The sequence below is a fragment of the Microbispora sp. H10830 genome (genome assembly GCF_014161375.1).
Lineage (GTDB): Bacteria > Actinomycetota > Actinomycetes > Streptosporangiales > Streptosporangiaceae > Microbispora > Microbispora catharanthi.
In genome coordinates, this window is record NZ_JABBWX010000022.1 from 1 (window position 1) to 21,613 (window position 21,613).

Below are 21,613 nucleotides of genomic sequence, written 5' to 3' on the forward strand. Positions count from 1 at the left end.
GTTGTTCCGCCAGGAGCACGGCTGGTTGGCTACGTTCGGTAGGGATAACCGCTGAAAGCATCTAAGCGGGAAGCTCGCCTCAAGATGAGGTCTCCCACCACCTTGTGTGGGTAAGGCCCCCTAGAGATGATGGGGTTGATAGGCCGGAAGTGGAAGCGCAGTAATGTGTGGAGCTGACCGGTACTAATAGGCCGAGGACTTGACCATAATTTGCTCGCGTTCACTATGTGATCTCAGAGACAGCAACCGTGTGGTTGTGTGTTTCATGGGGTTACGGCGGTCATAGCGGCAGGGAAACACCCGGTTACATTCCGAACCCGGAAGTTAAGCCTGTCAGCGCCGATGGTACTGCACCGGGGACGGTGTGGGAGAGTAGGACACCGCCGGACAATCTTTGTGGAGGGCCACCCTGTTTGGGGTGGCCTTTCCGCATTTCCCGGGGGGATTCCCCCCCGCCCCCCGTGCCCTGCGTCGGCTCGTGCGGGTGTCGCGGACAGCATGTGCTGGCGCGTGCGGGTGTGTTGGTGGTGTGGGGGTGCCCCGGCTGTGGTTGGCCGGGGCTTTCGCATGTCCAGGGGCCGACCGCGGGGGATCACCACTGCGGGGGCGCGGGGGGTGTTCCCTGACCGTGGCGTGGCGTGGCGTGGCGTGCTGGCGCCCTGGACTGCGCGGCCTACTGGCCTGAGTGGTGTGCGGTTGGTGCTGTTCCCCGTGGGGTGCGACCGCGCCTTGCCAACGGGCTGGGCCCCGATACGGGTAGCCGGCCGGCCCAAAGACCGGGGAAGGGCGCGGGGCGAGAAGGAGCGAGAGGCCGCCCCCGGAGTGGGCGCGAGCAGCGGCCCGGAGGAGCGGAGCGGGCGGGAGGGAGGACCGCAGCGAAGGCCCAGCGGAGCGGGCTTCGCGAGGACCGGACCTTCCGACCGGCGCAGTGACGTCCCAACCCCACCGACCCCAACCCCACCGAGCCGAATCCCAACCTTCACCGACCCCAAGCTCTCACCACGCCCCACCACAAGTCCTCCCGCCTCGGGCGCGGGACGACCCAACCCGACCGAACACCCCCACCACGAGAGGCCCCGCCCCGGGTGCGGCGACCTTCCACCAGACCGTGATCGCGCCCCCACCGCGACGCCCTTCACGCTGACGCCGTGGCGCCACAACCTACGTCTGCCCCTCGCAGCGGGGCCCCAGCACGCGATCAACACGCTCTACGATGGCGCCTGAACAGACCAAAAGGGGCCTCTACCAAGACCCACAGGCGGTCCTCAACGGGTGGCCGGCGAGGCGCTGATACCGGTAGCCGAGTGCGCGCTCGCGTTCGGCAAGCGGAGACCGGCCTTCCTACGCCCGTAAGCAACCTGTCCGGTATCCCGATCAGGCGCCTGAGGGCCCTTCGGCCTTTCTACGCCCACAAGACGCCGTGCGCCGACGCGCCGTTGTCGTGCTCAGAAATTCAGGGGCGGGGGCCATCGACCGGGCCAGTGCACGCGCGAGAGAATCGGCGGGTGCTTCTGGAGAGATCACGGCTGTGGGTACGCCGCTCCCGGCCTGAGAACGTGCGGGTGACTGTCGCCTGCCGTTCTCGACCCCAGCTACCGCACTGGGTCGGACGGCGCTCCGTGTGGTCTGCTCGCCGAGAGCCGGCGTCGGCCACCAGCCCGCGGCGTCGCCCGTGTCTCCCATCGACCGCGAGCTTGGAGATGCGGCCCGGCTTCCCCGTTTCCACCGTCTTCACAACCTTCTCCGGCATCTCCCTGCTGCCCTCGTGGCAGGTCAGCAACATGCGAGTCTGCGTCGCTTCGAAAGTCGGAGGCTGGTCGAAATGGTGCTCGATATCGATCTCGCGGGAGGCGCTGCGGGGAAAGAGTTTCCCCTGGCCGTTCCCCCAATTGCGGCCACTTCCGTTCGTGGAGCAGTCATCCGAGAGCGATGATCAAGCACATGCCCCACTATCGAAAGTGTTTTCGAAATATGAATTTTGGGGCGTCTCGGCCCGTAATTCGATCTTCATTGCCGGCGCCTCGATTCGCGCCTCTCGATGGCGGCATACCGGGCCCTACCAGCAAGATCGTATTTCGGGAACCCGGCATCGGCGGCGTCCGTTGTGATCTACTGAAGGCGTGCCGTCGTTCGAGGTGACTGTGAGAAATGTTTGCGAAGGGTTCCATGGGGTAGACGGGTTCGCGAGTTACCCTGGAAGGGCTGACGGAATTGACGATGAAGACACACTTACCCGGCCTCCACATTATCCAGCCAACAACACTTAAACGGCCGGGCGTGTCGGCGGGGGTTCGCTGAATCGTCGATTACGGTCCCGTGTGTCGGGACGAGCCCGGAAAAGGACAAGCCGGAAAAGGACGAACCGATGGGGGCTGTGCGCAAGGTGGCGAGCTACCTTGGCCTGGGTGGGGCAGAGCAGTACGACGACGAGACCTACGCCGAGGACGAGTACGAGGACGACTGGATGCCGGCGGCCGAGCGTGCCGCCAAGCGCTGGCAGCCCAATGCCGACCCGGCCCGTATCGTCATGGTCCGCCCGCAGAAGTATGACGACGCCCTGACGATCGGCCGGCACTTCCGCGAGGGCCACACGGTGGTCATGGACGTGGCGAGCATGTCGACGGCGGAGGCCACGCGAATGGTGGACTTCGCCGCGGGCTTGGCCTACGGCTGTGAAGGACGTATCGAGCGGATCGCGGACAAGGTCTTTCTGATCACTCCGGCGACGGTGGAGGTCTCCACCGCCTGAACCGGCTGGTCCGACTCCGATCCTGTGCCCGCCGCCCACTCGGTCGGCGGGCACAGTCGTGCGCGGAGCCGCTCTTACGCAACCAGTCGGCTCTTACGCAACCAGCAGGTCCCGGGCGCAAGTGTCGACGTCCCTCATGTCTCGCGGCCACGGCGCAAGGCGCCGAGCGTCCCACGCGGGCCACGGCGCAAGGCGCCGAGCGTCTCACGTGGTCCGCAGGCCTGGCGCAGGCGTTCCTATGCGGCCCGCGGGCCCCGGCGCAGGAGAGTGGACACCTCAGCCAGGTCCCGGGCGGCGTCAGAGGCGCGCTCCTCCGACTCCCTGGCGTACTCATGCAGGGCCCAGACGGCCTTGTCGGCGAGGTCGGAGAGCTTGCCCGCCCGTGTCTGGACGTAGCGCACGTCGGAGTGTTCCCGGACGCGGTGCCGCCACAGCAGATGCCCGCCCACGGCGGCGACCAACAGGCCGACGAGGGCGAGCGGTGGCGAGACCACGAACCCCGCGGCCAGGACGACGACGGCGAGGACCAGGAGGACGTATCCGGGCCAGGGCCGGGTGCGCTTCGGCACGCACTCGGTGACGAGCCGCTGCTCGGCGGCCGCCATCGACTCCTGCTCGGGGCCCTCGGGTCTGAGCGTGATCGGATAGCCGAGGATCGGCACGTCCAGAGTGTCGGGCGGCGGCTCGCGCACCACCTCGACGAGGGATTCCGCCGCCGTCCTGACCGCCGGCGCCGCCACGTGCAGGGCGAGCGCGGCCATGTGAGGATCGGCGTCGGGGGCCAGGTCCTGCAGCAGATGCCCGGTGAGCGAGCTCAGCGGCCCTTCCTGGCCGCCCTGGCCTGCCAGGGCGCGGAGCACGGCCAGCGGCTCGTCCTCGGCCCATACGGTGCCGCGTACGACCTTGGTGACCTCGCCGGCCTGCCGGATGGAGGTGATCTCGGTGCAGCGCTCGCGCAGACGGCGCAGGGTGACCGACGCCCGCAGCGACCGCTCGATCTCGGCGACCTTCGCCAGTTCCGGGAACGCCTCAAGAGAGGCGGGCACGGACGTCTCCGGCAGAGTGGGCACGAGGGTCTTCAACCACCGGTCGTCGGTGGCCAGCACGTTCACCGCGTCGAGCTTGCGCAATACGAAGATCTTGCCGACCGGTCCGTACGCCCCGCGGGCGGCGGCGAGCCACAGCGCCCGCTGGCCGGACGTCACCGGACGGTCCTCGGACAGGTCGCCGAAGGCGGTGCCCAGCCAGGAGGCGTGGATGCGGTCGCCGTGGCCGCATACGGCGAGGGCCAGGCACAGGAACAGGGCGGTGCGCCGCTCGTCCAACTGATTGGCCAGGGCCAGCGGCTCCAAGGCGTCCTTGCCGGACATGATGAGGACGAGGGCCTCGACGGCGGGCCCCAGCCAGTAGCCCGGCACGTCGGTGATCGCCGGCGGCAGGTCGGGCGCGGTGCCGTCGGCCGCCAGGCTGACGATCAGCGCCTCGGCGTAGCGGTGCAGCTCTGTGGCCTCGGCCAGGTTTCCAGGGTCCGGACTCGTGGTCAGGTCCATGCTCACGCGGAACGCTCCCCGAGGGGTCGGCTGGCACTCCCTTGACCGCGCCAGACTAGACGCTTGGTGCGACAGTCACGGGCGAGGCGCGCCGTGGACGCGCCTGACCCGCGGAAACCGAAAGGCCGGGCCGCCCTGGATCGGAGAGCGACGGTATGGGCGGCCCGCCGCGCTCGGACGGGGGAGCCGTCCCCGGCCTTGGGGACGCGGCCCCCGGCCTCGGGGACGGCGTCGCCGGAGTCGGGGACGTCTCCCGTGTCCGCCGAAGCGGAATCCGGCACCTCGCTCACATTCGCTCGGGGACTTCGATGCCGAGCAGGTCGAGCCCGCGCAGCAGCACACGCAGGGTGAGCGCCGACAGAGCCAGACGCGACTGCCGTACGGACTCCTCCTCGGCCTTGAGGACCGGGCAGCTCTCGTAGAACGAGGTGAACGCCTGGGCCAGGTCGAACAGGTAGTTGCACAGCCGGTGGGGCTCGGACAGCTGGGCGACGGCGGCGACGACCGAGCCGAAACCGAGCAGCTCCAGCGCGAGCGCCCGCTCGGCCGGATGGCCCAGCGTGATCGGGCCGGTGACCGACTGCGGGTCGATCGCGCCGTTGCGGAAGATCGACCGGATGCGGGCGGTGGCGTACTGGAGGTACGGCCCGGTGTTGCCGGTCAGGGCGAGCATGCGGTCGAAGTCGAACACGTACTCGCTGTCGTGGCTGACCGACAGGTCCGCGTACTTCACGGCGCCCATGCCGACCTGGCGCGCGATCTGCCGGCGGGCCTCCGTGTCGTACCCGCGGTCGGCGATGACGGCCTCGGCCCGCACGACGGCCTCGTCCAGCAGCTCGGTGAGCTTGATCGAGGCGCCACTGCGGGTCTTGAACATCTTGCCGTCGCTGCCGAGCACACTGCCGATCTGGACGTGCTCCGCCTTGACGTCGTCGTGCAGCCAGCCGGCCGTCCGCGCCGCGGCGAAGACCATCTGGAAGTGGAGCGACTGGGTGGCGCCCACGACGTACAGGATGCGGTCGGCCTTCAGGTCGCGCACCCGGTAGCGGATCGCGGCGAGGTCGGTCGTGGCGTAGCCGTACCCGCCGTCGCTCTTGCGGACGATGAGCGGCAGCGGCTGGTCGTCGCGGCCCTTGAAGCCGGGCGGGAACACGCACAGCGCGCCCTCGCTGATCTCGGCCACGCCCGTGCGCTCCAGCTCGTCGCATACGTCCGGGAGCATGGGGTTGTACATGCTCTCGCCCGCGATGTCCTCGTCGGTGAGCGTGACGCCCAGCGTCCGGTACACCTTCCGGAAGTAGCGGTTGCTGTACTCGATGAACTCGCGCCACAGGCGCAGGGTCTCCGGGTCGCCGCCCTGCAGCAGCGGCACCCGGCGGCGGGACCGCTGCTGGAACTCGGGGTCGTTGTCGAACTTGTGCCGCGCCGCCTGGTAGAAGGCGTTGCCGTCGCCGGCGGCCAGCATGCCGAGCGCCTCCTCCTCGCCGATGTCGAGGAGGTGCTCGATGAGCATGCCGAACTGCGTGCCCCAGTCGCCGAGGTGGTTCTGCCGGATCACCTGGTTGCCCAGGTGTTCGTGGGTGCGCGCGAGGGTGTCGCCGACGATCGTGGTGCGCAGGTGGCCGACGTGCATCTCCTTCGCGGCGTTCGGCGCCGAGTAGTCGACGATCACGGTCTGCGGGGCCGGCTGCGGCACGCCGATGCGCTCGTCGAGCAGCCGCTCCGCGGCCCGCTCGGCGATCCAGCCGTCGCGCAGCGTCAGGTTGAGGAATCCGGGCCCGCTGACCTCCACGCTCACGTCGGCCGTGTCGAGGTGGCCGGCGATGGCCTGGGCGACCTCCCGCGGGGCACGTCGGAGCCGCTTGGCCAGGCTGAGCGCGACGTTCGCCTGGTAGTCGGCGAACTGGGAGGGCCTGATCAGCGGGTCTTCAGTGGCGTACTCCGGACCGAAGGCGGAACCCAGCGCCTGCTGGACCCGCTCGGTGAGCACGAGCTGCGGGTCGGTCATGCACCAAGCTTATCGGCGTGTGCCTTCCGCCCGCCGTTCCATATCCGGCGGTCACCAGCGGCGGTGCGACTTGTTGGTGGAGGCGATCCGCTCGCCGATCCTGGCGATGATGCCCTGGGCCGACAGGTGGGCCGCGAGCTCGCATGCGGCGCCCACGCCGCGCGCCCGCGACGAGCCGTGGGCGATCACCACCGTGCCGTTGAGGCCGAGCAGCACGGCCCCGCCGTGCGCCTCCGGATCGAGCCGGCCGGCCAGCTCCCGGAGCCGGGCCCGCTGCAGCATCCCGCCGAGCCTGGCCACCCGGCTCTCCGCGATCGTCTCCCTGAGCTGCTCGAAGGCGTACCGTACGGTGCCCTCGACGGTCTTGAGCGCCACGTTGCCGGTGAACCCGTCGGTGACGACCACGTCGACCTTCCGGGTGAGCAGGTCGTGCCCCTCGATGTTGCCGGTGAAATCGATGCCGGGCGTGGCGGCGAGCAGTTCGTGGGCCCGTTTGGCGAGCTTGTTGCCCTTCTCGACCTCGGCGCCGATCGTGAGCAGGCCGACACGGGGACGACGCATGCCGAGTGCCGTTTCGGCGTACGCCACGCCGAGGTGGGCGAACTGCACCAGCATCTCCGGCTTGGCGTCGGCCGTGGCGCCCGCGTCGAGCAGCACGGTCGGCTGGGGCAGGGTCGGCAGGCCGACCGCGATCGCGGGGCGTACGACTCCCTGCTGGGCCCGTAGCCGCAGCCGGCCGGTCGCGACGACGCCCGCTGTCGAGCCCGCGGACACCACGCCGCAGGCGTCGCCGCGCCGTACGAGATGACAGGCGATGGCGATGCTGGAACGGGGCCGTCTCAGGCTCGCCAGCGCGCCCTCGTCCATCGCCAGAGCCTCCTCGGCGCGCACGATGGGGATCTCGGTGACCGCGTCGTGCCGGGCGAGCTCCTGGTAGAGCACGCGGGGATGGCCGACGAGCACGACGGGCACGCCCCGCTCCCGCACGGCCTGTACGGCTCCCGCGACGATCTCCCCGGGCGCGTTGTCACCGCCCATGGCGTCGAGGGCCACGGGCAGCGCACGGCCGGTGGGCTGCATGGCCGCATCGTAGGCCGTCAGCGACTGGTCCCGCGGTAGACCACGATCTTGCCGAAGCGCGCGTTGCCGGTGACGCGGATCAGCGGGCCGTCGCCGTCGCCGTGCCCTCCGGTCACCGAGCGCTTCGAGAAGACCGCGCTGCCCTCGTCGACCACCCTGGCGTTGGCCGGCACGGTGACGATGAGCTTGCCGCAGAAGGAGTTCAGCTCCAGCGTCACCTCACGGCCGGGCAGGACCGCGTCGCTGAGATCCACGATCAGCGCGCCGAAGACCGAGCTCAGTTCGGTGTGCCGCCCGGCGACCCAGCGCCCGCGACGTATGATCTTGCTGAACACCGCGGAGACCCGGTGCCTCTCGGTGGAGAGCGCGGCCGGGGGGTGGGCCGCGTCGGGCAGGTCCCTGGTCAGGGGCGCGAGGTCGCCGATGGTCACGGCGCTGTAGGTGGCGTCGAGCCTGTCGGCGTGTTCGACACTCGTCAGGCGGCCGGTGGCCAGCGCCTCGCCGAGGACGGCCGCTACCCGGTCGCGGTCGAGGTCCGAAGCGCGCTGTGCGGGATCGTCGCCCGCGTACGGTGTGAGGGAGGTCACCTCGCCAGCGTAGCTCTTATCGAGATATGTCGCGATAGGGCGGGTTGGCGGGCGGCCCCGGCCCGGCCGAGTCGCGACGTCCGTCGGCGCGTCGCTAAAAGTGAGCGGAAAGATCTGCCGCCGGGCCTGGGCGCCGTGTTTACCGTCGCTTTCTCCGGAGGCGGGATTGGGGTGACCGCGAAGTGGTCGTCCGGTGCTCGATATACCGACTTTCCCGGCGGGGTGCCCGCCGGGCATCCCCTGGTCAGCGGGGCTTTCCACCGTGATCGGCAGTGATAGAAATGCCGACGTCTTTGTCGGCGTGCTCGCCGACGCACGGGGGTTCTTGGGTTCGTCATTCCCACTCTCGTGAAAAGGAATATGAACCGGGGGCAAGTCAATGAAACGAGTGGTTAGGACAGCCGTCGTCGCCGTCACGATCGGCATCGCCGGCATGCTGGCCGCGCCCGCGCAGGCCGACGTGTGCGCGCAGAAGTGCACGGAGCACCGGGTCACGACGCTGGCGAGGCTTCTGGCCGATCTGCAGGGCACGGCCGTCGCCGGGGCGACGGCAGGCGTCGTCGCGCAGGCCGACGCGGCCGCCGAGGTGGCGGTGAACCTGACCGCTGACATCAGGGCCGACCTCGTCGCGGTCGCGCGGCTCAGCGGCACCGTGACAGCCGGCCTGTCCGCCGAGGCGAACGCGCAGATCAGCGCGGCCGCCGACATCGCGGCCGACATCGTGGCCGACGCCGCCGTCACCGTCGAGGCCAACGTCGTCGCCCGGCTGGAGGCCCACCTGTCGGCCGCCCTGGTCGCGGTCGCGGACGTCAACGCGGCTCTCGTCGCCAAGGCGAACGTCGCCGCGGACGTCGTCGCCCAGGTCGGCAAGCCGGTCGTCGCCGTCTCCGGCCAGACCGCCGCCGCCGTGGACGCCTCGGCGTCGGCCGTCGCCACCGTGGGCGCCGCGGTCCGCGCCGGGCTCAACGTCACCGCCAGGCTCAACGCGCTGCTCAGCCTCAAGGGTGCCGTCGCGGCGACCGCCGGCAGCGCCGGCGGTCTGCTGGCGCTGGTGCCGTGCGACACTCCGGCGGACCGCGCCATGAGCAGCACCCAGACGACGGCCGCCGATGCCGCCGCCCAGGCCGACGCCAACGCCCACGCGGTCACCAGCACCGTCAGGAACACCACGGACACACCGGCGCAGGGAGCCGCAGCGACGACGGGGGCCGCGGCCGACCTCGCCACCTCCGCGTCGGCCACGGCCGACGCCGCGGCGTCGAGCGCGGTCTCGTCCGCCCCGGGCGCGGCGGCCGGCGTCGCGCCGACCGCGCGCCAGGGCGGGTACGGCAGGTGAGCCACGCCTGAGGGCCTCCGTCGCCGTCGTGACGACCTGCCGAGCGGCATCAGTCCACGTGTACGGCAGGACCATCGGAAAGACGTCGATGACGAAAACGGCCGGCGCCCCCGAGGGGCGCCGGCCGTCCGGCGTCGCACGAAGGTGCGCGTCGCAGAGCGTACGCGCCAGGGCGGCAGGCGCCCGGGCGCATGCGGCAGGGCTCAGCCGACCCCTAGTTGGGCGAGGCCGACGAGTCGAACCGGGTGCGCAGGTGGGTGCGCCTGGCGATCTGGGCCTGCAGGCGGGCCATCTGCCAGTGCAGCTCGATGAGCTGCTCGGCGATCAGCCCGACGGGAAGCTCCGAGGGATCTTCGGCGGCCAGATTGTCGATCGCCGTCGCCAGGTCGCTCATCCGCCCCTCCCCTATGTCGAATCTCCGTTCGAATCATAGTGGAACGAGCGGCCCTCCCGCATCAGGTTTCGTACACAGGTGCGATATAACCGCGGGCGAGGCTGTTGGCGGTGATGTTGAAGCCGACCACCGCCGGCGGCGTGTCGGTGTCCACGCCCAGGGACTCCACGCCCAGGGCGTGCACGGCGAACAGGTAGCGGTGGGGGTGGCCGGGGGGCGGCGCCGCCCCGCCGTACTCCTTGGTGCTGAAGTCGTTGCGCGCGTGCTTGGCGCCCTCCGGCAGCCCCTTGAAGTCGGGGCCGTTGCCCGCGCCGGCCGGCAGCTCGGTGACGGTGGCCGGGATGTCGTACAGCACCCAGTGCCAGAAACCGCTGCCCGTGGGCGCGTCGGGGTCGAAGCAGGTGACGGCGTAGCTCTTGGTGCCCTCGGGGGCGCCCGACCAGCGCAGATGCGGGGAGAGGTTCTGCCCGCCCATGCCCCAGTCGTTGAACACGTGGGCCTCGGGGAGCCGCTCGCCGTCGCGTACGTCGTCGCTCTCGACGGTCAGCGCGGGCACCTCGGGCAGATGGTCGTACGGGATCGGTGGCGACGTCGGCACGGTCACCCCTCCGTTTCTCTCAGGCCTTGTTGTACGCCTCCAGGACCTCCTGGGGGTCGCCTTCCATTCTGATCTTCCCCTTGTGCAACCAGATCACCCGGTTGCACGTCTCCTCGATCACGTCGAGGTTGTGGGCGACCAGGAAGACCGTGCCGGCGGAGTCGCGCATCTGCTTGATGCGCTGCTGGCTCTTCTTCTTGAACTCGCGGTCGCCGGTCGCGAGGGCCTCGTCGATGAGCAGCACGTCGTGCGTCTTGGCGGAGGAGATGGCGAAGCGCAGTCGGGCGCCCATGCCAGACGAGTACGTCGACATGGGGAACTGGACGAAGTCTCCGATGCCGGAGAAGTCGACGATCTCGTCGTACTTCTCGCGCACCTCGCTCGGCGACATGCCCATCGCGTAGCAGCCGAGGATGATGTTGCGCTCGCCCGTCAGCTCCTTCATGAGGGCCGCGTTGACGCCGAGGAGGGACGGCTGGCCGTTGGTGTAGACGGCGCCCTTGTGCGGGGGCAGGAGGCCGGCGATCGCGCGCAGCAGCGTCGACTTGCCCGAGCCGTTGCGGCCGATGATGCCGATGGCGTCGCCGTGGTGGGCGACGAAGCTCACGCCCTTGACGGCGTGGACCTCCTTCATCTGCGGCCGGCCCTGCCGCCGCAGGATGCGCATCAGCGCGTTGGCGGCGTTGCCCTTCTCGGACTCGCCGGCGGCGCCGTACACCTTGTAGACGATGTGGAGGTCGTCGACGATGACGGTCGGGCTTCCGGTCTTGGGATTCTGCGGGGTCTGCGTCTCTGGGGTCTGCGTCTCTGGGGTTTGCGGCGCCACCTGCGACAGCTCCTTGGTCAGCTCAGCCACGGCCGTACCTCTCCTCGGCCCGCCAGAAGTACCAGAAGCCGACGATCAGTGCGAACACTGCCCAGAATAGACAGGTAACCCACGCCCAGCGCTCGGGGAACCGCTGGTAGATCAGCAGGTCGCGCATGAACTCGATGTAGGCGGCGGCCGGGTTGAACTCCAGCGCCCACCTGAGGAAGTCCGGCAGATCCTTGGTGCGGTCGTCGATCGCGTAGAAGACGCCGGAGGCGTACAGCCAGGTGCGGGTGATGAACGGAAGCAGCTGGTTCATGTCCCGCATGAACGCGCCGAGGCGGGCCATGAACATGCCGGTGCCGATGTTGAAGACGAGCTGCATGAGCAGCACGACGGGGATCAGCAGCCAGAGCCAGCTCACCGGCTCTCCGGTGACGAGCACCAGGAGGACGAGCACGGCCATGGAGTAGCCGAGCTGCTGGAGCTCCTGGATCGTGTACGCCAGCGGAAGGGCGGCCCGGGGGAAGTGGAGCGCCCGGATGAGGGACAGGTTCGACGAGATGGACTTCGCCCCGCTGATCACCGTGCGCTGGGTGAAGGTGAACACCATGACCCCGGTGATGAGGAACGCCGGGTAGTTGTCGATCTTCTTGCTCTGCCCGAGGATGACGCCGAACATCAGCCAGTACACCGCGGCGTTCAGCAGCGGGGTCAGCACCTGCCAGAGCTGCCCGAGCATCGACTCGGAATACTTGGAGACGTTGCGCGAGGTGGCGTACGTGAGGATGAAGTGCCGCCGGTCCCACAGTTGGCGCAGGTAGGCGGGCATGCTGGGGCGTGCGATGGCGCGTCGTAGTCCGTGACGCTCGGCGAGCGCGGCCAGCGACTCCGGGGCTCGGCCGCCACCCTGGGCCTCCGCGAGCGCGGATTCCGGCTGGCTCATGGCATGGACTCTATTGGATGGAGGTCGGTGGGACGGCTGTCGCACCGAACGTGGCTGCGACTGGTCAAAGGTAGCCCAGGACATCCTGATCCGGGGACCTGGGCACGGGTGTCGCCTCCACGCTCGGCCAAAGGACTGACCGTCTGTCGGTATATGTACTCTAAAGGGGAGTTTGATGCCGTACTGGGCATTTAAGGTTGGGCTCACAGGAATGTGTGTGACGCCCGACTGACGCACGTGTGACCGAACTGCAACGTGCCGGAGACTCCTCTGGTGCGTCCGGTGAGGGATGCTCCGGACGACTGGCAGGACGTCAGCTGGTTTGACGATGCCCGGCAAACCGGGTGCTAACCAGCGCGAACGCCCATCCTTAGAGGGAGGACCAATCCACTATGCGCGTGACTAAGGGCGCGAAGATCGCCACCGGCACCGCGCTGCTTGCGCTCGGCGTCGCCGCGTGCGGCGGGGGCGGCGGATCCAGTAGCGGCGGCGGGGACAACCCCCGGGCCGCCACGGGAACCGTCTACATCCGTGGTTGTGAGCCGCAGACAGGCTTCGTCCCCGGAAACATCAACGAGACCTGCGGTGGCACGATCAACGAGTTCGTGTACAGCCGGCTCGTCAAGTACAACTCGGACACGGCCGCTCCCGAGCTCGACCAGGCGGAGTCGATCGAGACCACCGACAACAAGGTGTGGACGATCAAGCTCAAGCCCGGTCTGAAGTGGACCGACGGCACGCCGGTCACCGCGAAGAACTACGTCGACGCCTGGAACTACACCGCCTACTCGCCGAACGCCCAGCTCGGCAGCTTCTGGTTCGGTGACATCGTGGGCTTCGACAAGGTCAACACCGCCGACCCCGACGGCCCCGACGGGCCGAAGGAGGCGCCCAAGCCGGAGACCGACAAGCTTGAGGGCCTGGAGGTCGTCGACGACCTCACCTTCAAGGTCACGCTGTCCGCGCCCGTCGCCGTGTTCCGCACCAAGCTCGGCTACACGACCTTCGCGGCGCTCCCCGAGGCCTTCTTCAAGGACCCGAAGGGCTTCGCGCAGAAGCCGGTCACCAACGGTCCCTTCAAGTTCGTGCAGTGGGACCACAACTCGCAGATCATCGTCGAGGCGAACCCCGACTACCCCGGGCCGGAGAAGCCCAAGGTCAAGAAGATCGTCTACAAGATGTACAAGGACGACAACGCGGCGTACGCGGACCTGGTCTCCAACAACCTCGACTTCACCGAGCTGATCCCGCCGTCGGCCCTCGCCGGCGACAAGTGGAAGACCGACCTCGGCGACCGCGCGATCGACGGCCAGCAGGGCGTCATCCAGACGGTCACCTTCCCGCTGTACGACAAGGAGTTCGGCGGCAACGCGGACTTCCGCAAGGCCGTGTCGTACGCGATCGACCGGAAGACGATCACCGACAAGATCTTCAACAAGGGCCGTGTGCCCATCAACGGCTGGGTCTCCCCGATCGTCGAGGGCTTCAAGGACGGGGCCTGCGGTGACCTGTGCACCTACAACCCCGCCAAGGCCAAGGAGTACCTCGCCAAGGCCAAGGCCGAGGGCTACACCCCGCCGGCCGAGTTCCCGATCTGGTCCAACGCCGACGGCACTCACAAGGAGTGGATCGAGGCCACGGTCAACAGCATCAACCAGGCCTTCGGTGCCGACGCCGGCGTGAAGTTCGTGCACAAGGACATGCCCACCTTCGCCGAGCTGCGTGACACCATCACCCAGCACAAGATCAAGGGCGCGTTCCGCACCGGCTGGCAGATGGACTACCCGCACATCGAGAACTTCCTCAACCCGCTGTACAAGACCGGCGCCTCCTCCAACGACGGTCTCTACAGCAACAAGGACCTCGACAAGAAGCTCCACGAGGCCGACACCGCCACCGACCCCGCGCAGGCCAACGCCCTCTACCAGGAGGCCGAGGCTATGCTGCAGCAGGACATGCCCGCGATTCCGCTGTGGTCGTACGGTCTGCAGGCCGGCACCTCCAAGTGGGTGACCGGCGTGAAGGTCACCCCCTTCGGCGTGCTCGACCCGCTGTCGATCGCGATCAAGGAAGCGTAGGGACAGCTCGTAGGTGAACCCCCCGAGGCCGGTTCCCCACCGGGGCCGGCCTCGTGGGCTGTCCATTCGCGACTTCCCGTGTTGACCCACGGGGGGCGCATGTACGACCTTTAGCGTCAGATCGGAGGTGCGCATGGGCCGATACGCGATCCGGCGCCTGCTGCAACTCGTGCCTGTCGTGCTGGGCACGACCTTCATCATCAACTACATGGTCTGGCAGCTCCCGGGTGATCCGTTCGCCGGGAGATGCGGCCAGCGGCCCTGTCCGGACAGCTACGTCGCCGCCATGCGCGACCAGTTCGGACTGGACCAGCCGCTGCTGGTGCAGTACTGGAACTTCCTGAAGAACCTGCTCACGGGCAACCTCGGCGTCAACTTCAACGGCGTGTCGGTGGCGAGCGAGCTCGGCGACGCCTGGCCGATCACCATCAGGCTCGCGCTGATGGCGGTGCTCTTCGAGGCCGTCATCGGGATCGGCGCCGGCGTGCTGTCGGGCCTCAAGCGCGGCGGCTTCATCGACAACGTGGTGACGATCTCCACGCTGTTCCTGCTGTCGCTGCCCATCTTCGTCACTGGCTACCTGCTGCAGTGGCTTCTCGGCGTGCAGCTCGGTGTCATCACCCCGACGGTGACGGACGAGGCGACGGTCCCCGAGTTGATCGTCCCGGCGCTGGTGCTGGCCAGCCTCAACATGGCGTTCACCGCGCGGCTGACCCGTACGAGCATCGTGGAGAACCTGCGCGCCGACTACGTGCGGACGGCCGTGGCCAAGGGACTGAGCAACCGCCGGGTGGTCGCGATCCACCTGCTGCGCAACTCGCTCATCCCGGTGCTGACGTTCCTCGGCACCGAGGTCGGCTCGCTGATGTCCGGCGCCATCATCACCGAGGGCATCTTCAACATCCATGGCATCGGCGGGCTGCTGTGGCGGGCGATCCTGGACCAGGACTACACGGTCGTAGTCCCGGTGGCCACGCTGCTCGTGCTCGTCTACCTGCTCGCCAACCTGCTCGTCGACCTCCTCTACGGCGTGCTCGACCCGAGGATCCGCTATGAGTGACCCGACCGCGACGCAAGACCTGATCAAGGGAGCGGACGAGCCGGCCGCGAGCCCGGTCGCGGTCCGGGGCGGTCAGCGCAGCCTGTGGCGTGACACCTGGGACATCCTGAAGCGGCGCAAGATCTTCTGGATCTCGCTCGTGATGCTGGTCGTGTTCCTCCTGATGGCGGCCTTCCCGTCGCTGTTCACGCACAAGGACCCGGAGTACGCCACGCTCGCCAAGAGCATGGAGCTGCCGAGCTCGGACGCCTGGTTCGGCTACGACCTGCAGGGGCGCGACGTCTACGCCCGCGCCGTGTACGGCGCCCGCACCTCGATCATCGTCGGTGTGCTGGCCACGCTGGCCACGGTCCTGCTCGGCGGCCTGACGGGCGTGCTCGCGGCCTACTTCGGGCGCTGGCTCGACGCGATCATCTCCCGAGTCGGCGAGATGTTCCTCGGCCTGCCGTACGTGCTGGGTGCGATCATCATCCTCGGCACCGTCGCGCCTGCCCAGTCGAACCCCGGCAAGGCGACGATCATGGCGGTCGTCATCATCGTGCTCGCCCTGCTGGGCTGGCCGATCCTGATGCGCATCGCCCGCTCGGCCGTCATCCAGGCCAAGCACCAGGACTACGTGCAGGCCGCCAGGGCGCTGGGAGCCGGACCCCTCCGGATCATCTTCAAGCACCTCCTGCCGAACTCGCTGGCGCCGATCCTCGTGTACTCGACGATCACGATCGGCAGCTACATCGGCGCCGAGGCCACGCTGTCGCTGCTCGGCATCGGCCTGCGCTCGCCGGTCATCTCCTGGGGCATCGCGATCGCCGACCACGCCTCGTACATCAGGACCGCGCCGCACGCCATGTTCTTCCCGGCCGGGTTCCTGTCCCTGTGCGTGCTGACCTTCGTCATGCTCGGCGAAGCCGTACGCGACGCCCTCGACCCGAAGCTTCGATGAGGAGGCACAGCGAGTGACGGAAGTGCTTTCCGAGCAGGTGGGCAGAGGCTCCCACGGCGGCGCCCTGCTGGAGGTGGACAACCTCCACGTCGAGTTCCGCACCCGGGCGGGCGTGGCCAAGGCCGTCAACGGCGTGACCTACAGCGTGGACGCCGGAGAGACGCTCGCCGTGCTGGGCGAGTCGGGCTCAGGCAAGAGCGTCACCGCCCAGACCATCATGGGCATCCTCGACATGCCCCCGGGGAAGATCACCGGGGGTGAGATCCGCTTCCGGGGCGTCGACCTGCTCAAGCTCCCGGAGGACCAGCGCAGGAGGATCCGCGGGGAGGGCATCTCCATGGTCTTCCAGGACGCGCTGTCCGCGCTGAACCCGGTCTTCCCGGTCGGCTGGCAGATCGCCGAGATGTTCCGCATGCACCGCGGCACGTCGCGGGCGGAGGCCAAGAAGAAGGCCATCGAGCTGATGGACCGGGTCAGGATCCCGGCCGCCAAGGACCGGGTCAACGACTTCCCGCACCAGTTCTCCGGCGGTATGCGGCAGCGCATCATGATCGCCATGGCGATCGCGCTCGACCCGGAGATCCTGATCGCGGACGAGCCGACCACCGCGCTCGACGTGACCGTCCAGGCCCAGATCATGGGCCTGCTCGCGGAGCTGCAGCGCGACAGCAATATGGGCCTGATCCTGATCACCCACGACCTCGGCGTCGTCGCCGACGTCGCGGACAAGATCGCGGTCATGTACGGCGGGCGCATCGTCGAGAACGCCCCGGTGCACGACCTGTACAAGAACCCGGCCCACCCCTACTCGAAGGGGTTGCTGGAGTCCATCCCCAGGGTGGACCACAAGGGTCAGGAGCTCTACGCGATCAAGGGCCTGCCGCCCAACCTGCTGGAGATGCCGACGGGCTGCGCCTTCCACCCGCGGTGCCCCTACCGGCGGGACAACTGCGTGACCGACGTTCCCCCGCTGTACACGATCAGTGGCACCCGCGGCAGCGCCTGCCACTACTGGAGGGAGGTCATCGATGAAGCCGAACGCTGAGTCGATCCTCGAAGTCCGCGACCTGGTCAAGCACTTCCCGCTCACTCAGGGCATCGTCGTCAAGCGGCAGATCGGCGCGATCAAGGCCGTCGACGGGGTCTCCTTCGACCTGCACCGCGGTGAGACGCTCGGGATCGTCGGCGAGTCGGGCTGCGGCAAGTCCACCCTGGCCAAGCTGCTGATGGCGCTGGAGCGGCCCACTTCGGGCTCCGTGCGCGTCCGCGGCAGGGACATCGCCACGGCCAGGGGCGCCGAGCTCAAGCGGATGCGGCGCAACATCCAGATGGTCATGCAGGACCCCTACACCTCGCTGAACCCGCGGATGACCGTCGGCGACATCGTGGGGGAGCCGTTCGAGATCCACACGGACGTCGTGCCGAAGGGCGGCAGGCGGCGCCGGGTGCAGGAACTGCTCGAGGTGGTCGGCCTCAACCCCGACCACATCAACCGCTACCCGCACCAGTTCTCCGGCGGCCAGCGCCAGCGCATCGGCATCGCCCGCGGTCTGGCGCTCCAGCCTGAGATCATCATCTGCGACGAGCCGGTCTCCGCGCTCGACGTGTCGATCCAGGCCCAGGTCATGAACCTGCTGGAGCGGCTGCAGAACGAGTTCGACCTCGCCTACATCTTCATCGCGCACGACCTGTCGGTGGTCCGCCACATCTCCGACCGGGTCGCGGTGATGTACCTCGGCAAGATCGTCGAGCTGGGCCGTGACGCCGAGATCTACGACGGTCCGACGCACCCGTACACCCAGGCGCTGCTGTCGGCTGTGCCGGTGCCCGATCCCGAGGGCCGGGAGACCCGTCAGCGGATCATCCTGCAGGGCGACCCGCCCTCGCCGGCCAACCCGCCCTCGGGCTGCCACTTCCGCACGCGGTGCTGGAAGGCGCAGGACATCTGCGCCGAGCAGACGCCCGCGCTCGAGGCGCGTCCGGGCAGCGACCACCCCAGCGCCTGCCACTTCGCGGAGGTCCGCGACGTGGTGAACGCCCAGTAGGACCGGCCGGGTCAGCGCCCGGGCGACAGCCGTACGTGCGCGCCCGGGGGCAGACCCAGGCGGTCGGCGGCGTCCCCGGCGTTGATCGCCATCGCGACCAGGCCGGCGGAGTCGGCGAACGCCACCAGGTCGCCGGGCGGCACCGCGGTGAACGTCTCCCGGAACGGCACGGCGACCTGGCGGCGCCCGAGCCACACGGCGATGGTGTCGCCGAGCCGTACGCCGAGCTCGGCCAGGTCGGAGGCGGTGATCGACAACTGGACGTTGCCGTGCCTGTCCACCGACAGCACCTCGCCCTCGGCGGCGCCGTCCCGCAACCGGCAGGTCGGCGCGGGCAGGGTCACCAAGCGGTCCACCGGCATCGGCGGCCCCACGTCGGCGACCGCGCGTCCGGTGCACAGGTGGGCGGCCACCGGCGCGAACAGGTCCCGGCCCTGGAACGTCGGCGAGACGTTCGCCAGGAACAGGTCCTTGTTCGTTATCTCGTAGGCGGCCTCGGCGCCCCCGGCGGCGCGGACCGCCCACGACAGGACGCCGTTGTCGGGGCCGAGGAACACCCGTCCCCCCGCCTCGACGGCGACCGGGCGCCGGTTTCCGCCCACGGCGGGATCGACCACCGCGAGGTGGACACCGGCCGGCAGGTAGGGCAGGGCCTGCGCCAGGATGGCCGCGCCGCGCCGTACGTCCCCGGCGGGGACGAGATGACCCACGTCGATGATCCGAGCCTGCGGAGCGATGCCCGCGATCACGCCGTGGCACGCGGCGACGAACCCGTCCTCCAGCCCGTAGTCGGTCAGAAGCGTGATTACAGAGCTCACACCACGTGACATTACGTCCGTCCTGCCCGGCCTGAACACCCCGGGTTCGTCTCCCGGGCTTGGCATTACCATGGGACAGGCCCGCGAGCCGATCGAGGAGGAGCCGATGGACACCGAACCGGCCGGCGGCGACGGGCTCGACCTCTCGGACCGCGACCGCGAGATGCTCGCGTTCGAGCGCCAGTGGTGGCGTTACGCGGGCGCCAAGGAGCAGGCGATCAGGGAGGCCTTCGGCATCTCGGCGACCCGGTACTACCAGTTACTCGGGGAGCTGATCGACCGGCCTGAGGCGCTGGAGCACGACCCCATGCTCGTCAAGCGGCTGCGCCGGATGAGGGCCGGCCGGCGGCGCGACCGCTCGGCCCGGCGCTTCGGACTGAACTCCTGACCCCTCGCTTTCCCCATCGCATGCATGAGCCCCGTTCCTGGGGCATGAGGCCGTCGAGGCGTACGCACGTGACCCCCTTCGGAGTGAGGCCATGGCCATGACCCTGCCCGCGCACGCAGGACTCGACGCGATCGTCGCCGATCCGGCCGGCGCCGTGATCGGGCTCGACTACGACGGCACGCTCTCCCCGATCGTGCCCGACCCGGCCGCCGCCCGCGTGCATCCCGGCGTGCCCGGTGTGCTGGCCGCCCTCGCCCCGCTGGTGCGCGCCGTCGTGATCGTCACCGGCCGTCCGCCGCGTACGGCTCTCGCCCTCGGAGAGGTCTCCGGCGGGCCGTCCCTCGCCGACGTGCCCGGCCTGGTGATCCTCGGCCACTACGGACTGGAACGCTGGGAGGACGGCCGCCTGACGGCCCCGCCACCGCCGCCGGGGCTGGACCTCGTCCGCGCCCGGCTGCCCGAGCTCGCGGCAGGGCTGGAAGGCGCTGGGTTCGGCGGCGTGTGGATCGAGGACAAGGACCGGGCCGTCGCCGTGCACACCCGGCGGTGCGCCGACCCCGCGGGAGCGCTGGAGGCGCTGCGCGGGCCGGTCGCGGCGCTGGCCGAGGAGGCCGGGCTGGCGGTCGAGCCGGGCCGCATGGTGCTGGAGCTGCGGCCGGCCGGAATGGACAAGGGCAGGGCCCTATCGGCCTTCCTCGCCGAGCGGGACGCCCGCTCGGTCATGTTCGTCGGCGACGACCTGGGGGATCTCGCCGCCTTCGACGCGGTCGAGTCGGCCGGGATCCCCGGCGTGCGGGTGTGCAGCGGGTCCACGGAGGTGACCGCCCTGGCGGAGCGCGCCGACGTGGTGGTGGACGGGCCCGACGGCGTCGTGGCCTTCCTCGGCGACCTGGTGGCAACACTCGGCAAGCCATCTGCAAGCGGCCGGGCGTAACGTCCCGGGCATGAGGAAGACGATCTCGGCCGCGGCGGCCGGCCTGGCCGTGCTCGCGGCGTCCCTGGCGGCTCCGGCGGCGGCGTTCGCGAACGACCGCGGGGCCACCAAGCCGCTGCACCTGCGCAAGGGCCTGACTCTCAGGATCCCGTCGTCCTGGAAGGTCGACGACAGCCGTAAGGACTGGCTGCGCGTCATCACCGGCTCGTGCCCGACCAAGGGCACGGACATGTACGGCTTCCGCGACTCGGGCTGCCACAGCTTCTGGGTCATGGGGCCCAAGGCCATCAAGATCGGCCATGAGCTGTTCCAGAAGTACACGCCGGACGGCCCGTTCTACCCGGCCACCGACGTCGGGCCCTGCCCGGTGAAGAAGAACCTCTGGATCCACCGGACCACGCTCGCCGAGAAGGGGCTGCGGCAGGTCGGGCCGGGCCACAAGGCGTACTACCGCGACTGGGCGGGCACCTGCGGGACCATGAGCTCGGGCAAGGTCAAGGCCCGCTTCGACCAGCGCGAGTGGTACCTGCCGACGTCGAAGATCCTGGTGATCGACCAGTGGGGGACGCCGGGCCTGAGCACGATACTCAAGAACGCCACGTGGAACTGACACGGCGTTTGGTGACAATTTGTCCATCAGGCCGCAAGTCGTCCGCAAGCGACCGCGCCTAGTGTGCCGGACATGTTCAGAAAGACGATCTCGGCCGCGGCGGCCGGCCTGGCCGTGCTGGCGGCGACCCTGACGGCTCCGGCTGCGGCGTTCGCGAGCGAAAGCGGCGGCACCAAGCAGGTCCGTCTGCGGAGCGGCCTGACTCTCACGATCCCCAAGTCGTGGAAGGTGGCCAAGGACGACAAGGACTGGGTGCGGGTCATCACCGGCTCGTGCCCCACCTACGGCACCGAGGACTTCGGGTTCCGCGACTGGGGATGTCACAGCTTCTGGGTGCTGGGCCCGAAGGCGCTCAAGATCGGGCTCCGCACGTTCCAGGCGTACAAGTCGAAGTACGGCTACGACCCCGCGACCGACGTCAGCATCTGTCCCAAGAGCTACAAGCTGTACAAGGGCGAGTGGAAGGTCGCGGACAAGGGGCTGCGGCAGGTCGGGCCCGGCCACAAGGCGGACTACCACAAGTGGGCGGCGACCTGCGTCGACAAGAAGTGGCGGGTGAAGCTGCACTACAACCAGCGCGAGTGGTATCTGCCCACGTCGAAGATCCTGGTCCTCGACCAGTGGGACCACCCGCAGCTGAGCGCGATCCTCAAGAACGCGACCTGGAACTGACCGGCCTTCCGA

Annotated in this window: 20 protein-coding genes and 2 rRNA genes; 13 read left to right on the forward strand and 9 right to left on the reverse strand. The window is 69.2% G+C overall.

All coding sequences use genetic code 11. The features are described from left to right. The 3 genes from HHX35_RS37515 to HHX35_RS37525 all read left to right on the forward strand — a co-directional run. Positions 1-207 (forward strand): 23S ribosomal RNA (locus HHX35_RS37515); the annotation flags it as partial. A gap of 65 nt (positions 208-272) precedes the next feature. After that, positions 273-389 (forward strand): 5S ribosomal RNA (gene rrf / locus HHX35_RS37520). A gap of 1,976 nt (positions 390-2,365) precedes the next feature. Beyond that, positions 2,366-2,749: a cell division protein SepF gene (locus HHX35_RS37525; RefSeq protein WP_139578677.1), complete on the forward strand. Its 384-nt coding sequence runs from the start codon at positions 2,366-2,368 to the stop codon at positions 2,747-2,749. A 236-nt stretch (positions 2,750-2,985) separates the two neighbouring features. Here HHX35_RS37525 and HHX35_RS37530 read toward each other — a convergent pair whose 3' ends face one another. From HHX35_RS37530 to HHX35_RS37545, 4 genes are all read right to left on the reverse strand, one after another. Next, positions 2,986-4,299 carry a hypothetical protein gene (locus HHX35_RS37530; protein ID WP_182903441.1) on the reverse strand — a complete coding sequence of 438 codons (1,314 nt, stop codon included), beginning with the start codon at positions 4,297-4,299 and terminating at the stop codon, positions 2,986-2,988. A 286-nt stretch (positions 4,300-4,585) separates the two neighbouring features. Further along, positions 4,586-6,307 carry an arginine--tRNA ligase gene (argS, locus tag HHX35_RS37535; protein WP_182903365.1) on the reverse strand — a complete coding sequence of 574 codons (1,722 nt, stop codon included), beginning with the start codon at positions 6,305-6,307 and terminating at the stop codon, positions 4,586-4,588. Positions 6,308-6,358: 51 nt separating this feature from the next. Beyond that, entirely contained in the window at positions 6,359-7,387 is a 1,029-nt protein-coding gene (gene plsX, locus HHX35_RS37540) for a phosphate acyltransferase PlsX (RefSeq protein ID WP_259405765.1), read from the reverse strand. Positions 7,388-7,404: 17 nt separating this feature from the next. Then, entirely contained in the window at positions 7,405-7,974 is a 570-nt protein-coding gene (locus HHX35_RS37545) for a DUF1707 domain-containing protein (protein WP_310739567.1), read from the reverse strand. A gap of 388 nt (positions 7,975-8,362) precedes the next feature. Here HHX35_RS37545 and HHX35_RS37550 point away from each other — a divergent pair, with 388 nt between their 5' ends. Next, positions 8,363-9,310: a hypothetical protein gene (locus HHX35_RS37550; RefSeq protein WP_182903366.1), complete on the forward strand. Its 948-nt coding sequence runs from the start codon at positions 8,363-8,365 to the stop codon at positions 9,308-9,310. A gap of 214 nt (positions 9,311-9,524) precedes the next feature. On the opposite strand, the gene HHX35_RS37555 is transcribed toward HHX35_RS37550, so the two are convergent. The 4 genes from HHX35_RS37555 to HHX35_RS37570 form a co-directional block, all read right to left on the reverse strand. Continuing rightward, positions 9,525-9,704, reverse strand: a complete 180-nt coding sequence (locus tag HHX35_RS37555) for a hypothetical protein (RefSeq protein WP_182903367.1) — start codon at positions 9,702-9,704, stop codon at positions 9,525-9,527. A gap of 61 nt (positions 9,705-9,765) precedes the next feature. Further along, positions 9,766-10,302: a YbhB/YbcL family Raf kinase inhibitor-like protein gene (locus HHX35_RS37560; RefSeq protein WP_182903368.1), complete on the reverse strand. Its 537-nt coding sequence runs from the start codon at positions 10,300-10,302 to the stop codon at positions 9,766-9,768. A 19-nt stretch (positions 10,303-10,321) separates the two neighbouring features. Continuing rightward, positions 10,322-11,128 (reverse strand): ABC transporter ATP-binding protein, encoded by an 807-nt coding sequence (locus tag HHX35_RS37565; protein WP_139578923.1) that lies wholly within the window; start codon positions 11,126-11,128, stop codon positions 10,322-10,324. Positions 11,129-11,150: 22 nt separating this feature from the next. Continuing rightward, positions 11,151-12,056, reverse strand: a complete 906-nt coding sequence (locus tag HHX35_RS37570; protein WP_139578683.1) for an ABC transporter permease — start codon at positions 12,054-12,056, stop codon at positions 11,151-11,153. A 392-nt stretch (positions 12,057-12,448) separates the two neighbouring features. On the opposite strand from HHX35_RS37570, the gene HHX35_RS37575 reads away from it, so the two are divergent. The 5 genes from HHX35_RS37575 (at position 12,449) to HHX35_RS37595 (ending at position 18,179) form a co-directional block, all read left to right on the forward strand. Continuing rightward, positions 12,449-14,134: an ABC transporter substrate-binding protein gene (locus HHX35_RS37575; RefSeq protein ID WP_182903370.1), complete on the forward strand. Its 1,686-nt coding sequence runs from the start codon at positions 12,449-12,451 to the stop codon at positions 14,132-14,134. A gap of 133 nt (positions 14,135-14,267) precedes the next feature. After that, positions 14,268-15,194 (forward strand): ABC transporter permease, encoded by a 927-nt coding sequence (locus HHX35_RS37580; protein ID WP_139578685.1) that lies wholly within the window; start codon positions 14,268-14,270, stop codon positions 15,192-15,194. Then, positions 15,187-16,134, forward strand: a complete 948-nt coding sequence (locus HHX35_RS37585; RefSeq protein ID WP_182903371.1) for an ABC transporter permease — start codon at positions 15,187-15,189, stop codon at positions 16,132-16,134. The genes HHX35_RS37580 and HHX35_RS37585 overlap by 8 nt, the downstream gene beginning before the upstream one ends. A 13-nt stretch (positions 16,135-16,147) precedes the next feature. Beyond that, positions 16,148-17,179 carry an ABC transporter ATP-binding protein gene (locus HHX35_RS37590; protein WP_182903372.1) on the forward strand — a complete coding sequence of 344 codons (1,032 nt, stop codon included), beginning with the start codon at positions 16,148-16,150 and terminating at the stop codon, positions 17,177-17,179. Further along, the gene (locus tag HHX35_RS37595; protein WP_182903373.1) at positions 17,163-18,179 is read left to right on the forward strand and encodes an ABC transporter ATP-binding protein; all 1,017 of its coding nucleotides are present in this window, start codon (positions 17,163-17,165) and stop codon (positions 18,177-18,179) included. Before HHX35_RS37590 ends, HHX35_RS37595 begins: the two co-directional genes overlap by 17 nt. 11 nt (positions 18,180-18,190) lie before the next feature. Here the strand turns inward: HHX35_RS37595 and HHX35_RS37600 are convergent, their stop codons facing one another. Then, a complete protein-coding gene (locus HHX35_RS37600) occupies positions 18,191-18,997 on the reverse strand; it encodes an S-adenosyl-l-methionine hydroxide adenosyltransferase family protein (RefSeq protein WP_240809306.1) in 807 nt (268 codons plus the stop codon). Positions 18,998-19,103: 106 nt separating this feature from the next. Here HHX35_RS37600 and HHX35_RS37605 point away from each other — a divergent pair, with 106 nt between their 5' ends. The 4 genes from HHX35_RS37605 (at position 19,104) to HHX35_RS37620 (ending at position 21,601) form a co-directional block, all read left to right on the forward strand. After that, entirely contained in the window at positions 19,104-19,385 is a 282-nt protein-coding gene (locus tag HHX35_RS37605) for a DUF3263 domain-containing protein (RefSeq protein WP_079319307.1), read from the forward strand. Between the two features lie 97 nt (positions 19,386-19,482). After that, entirely contained in the window at positions 19,483-20,319 is an 837-nt protein-coding gene (otsB, locus tag HHX35_RS37610) for a trehalose-phosphatase (protein WP_182903444.1), read from the forward strand. A gap of 10 nt (positions 20,320-20,329) precedes the next feature. Further along, positions 20,330-20,929: a hypothetical protein gene (locus HHX35_RS37615; RefSeq protein ID WP_182903374.1), complete on the forward strand. Its 600-nt coding sequence runs from the start codon at positions 20,330-20,332 to the stop codon at positions 20,927-20,929. Between the two features lie 72 nt (positions 20,930-21,001). Next, entirely contained in the window at positions 21,002-21,601 is a 600-nt protein-coding gene (locus HHX35_RS37620) for a hypothetical protein (protein WP_182903375.1), read from the forward strand. Positions 21,602-21,613 lie beyond the last annotated feature (12 nt).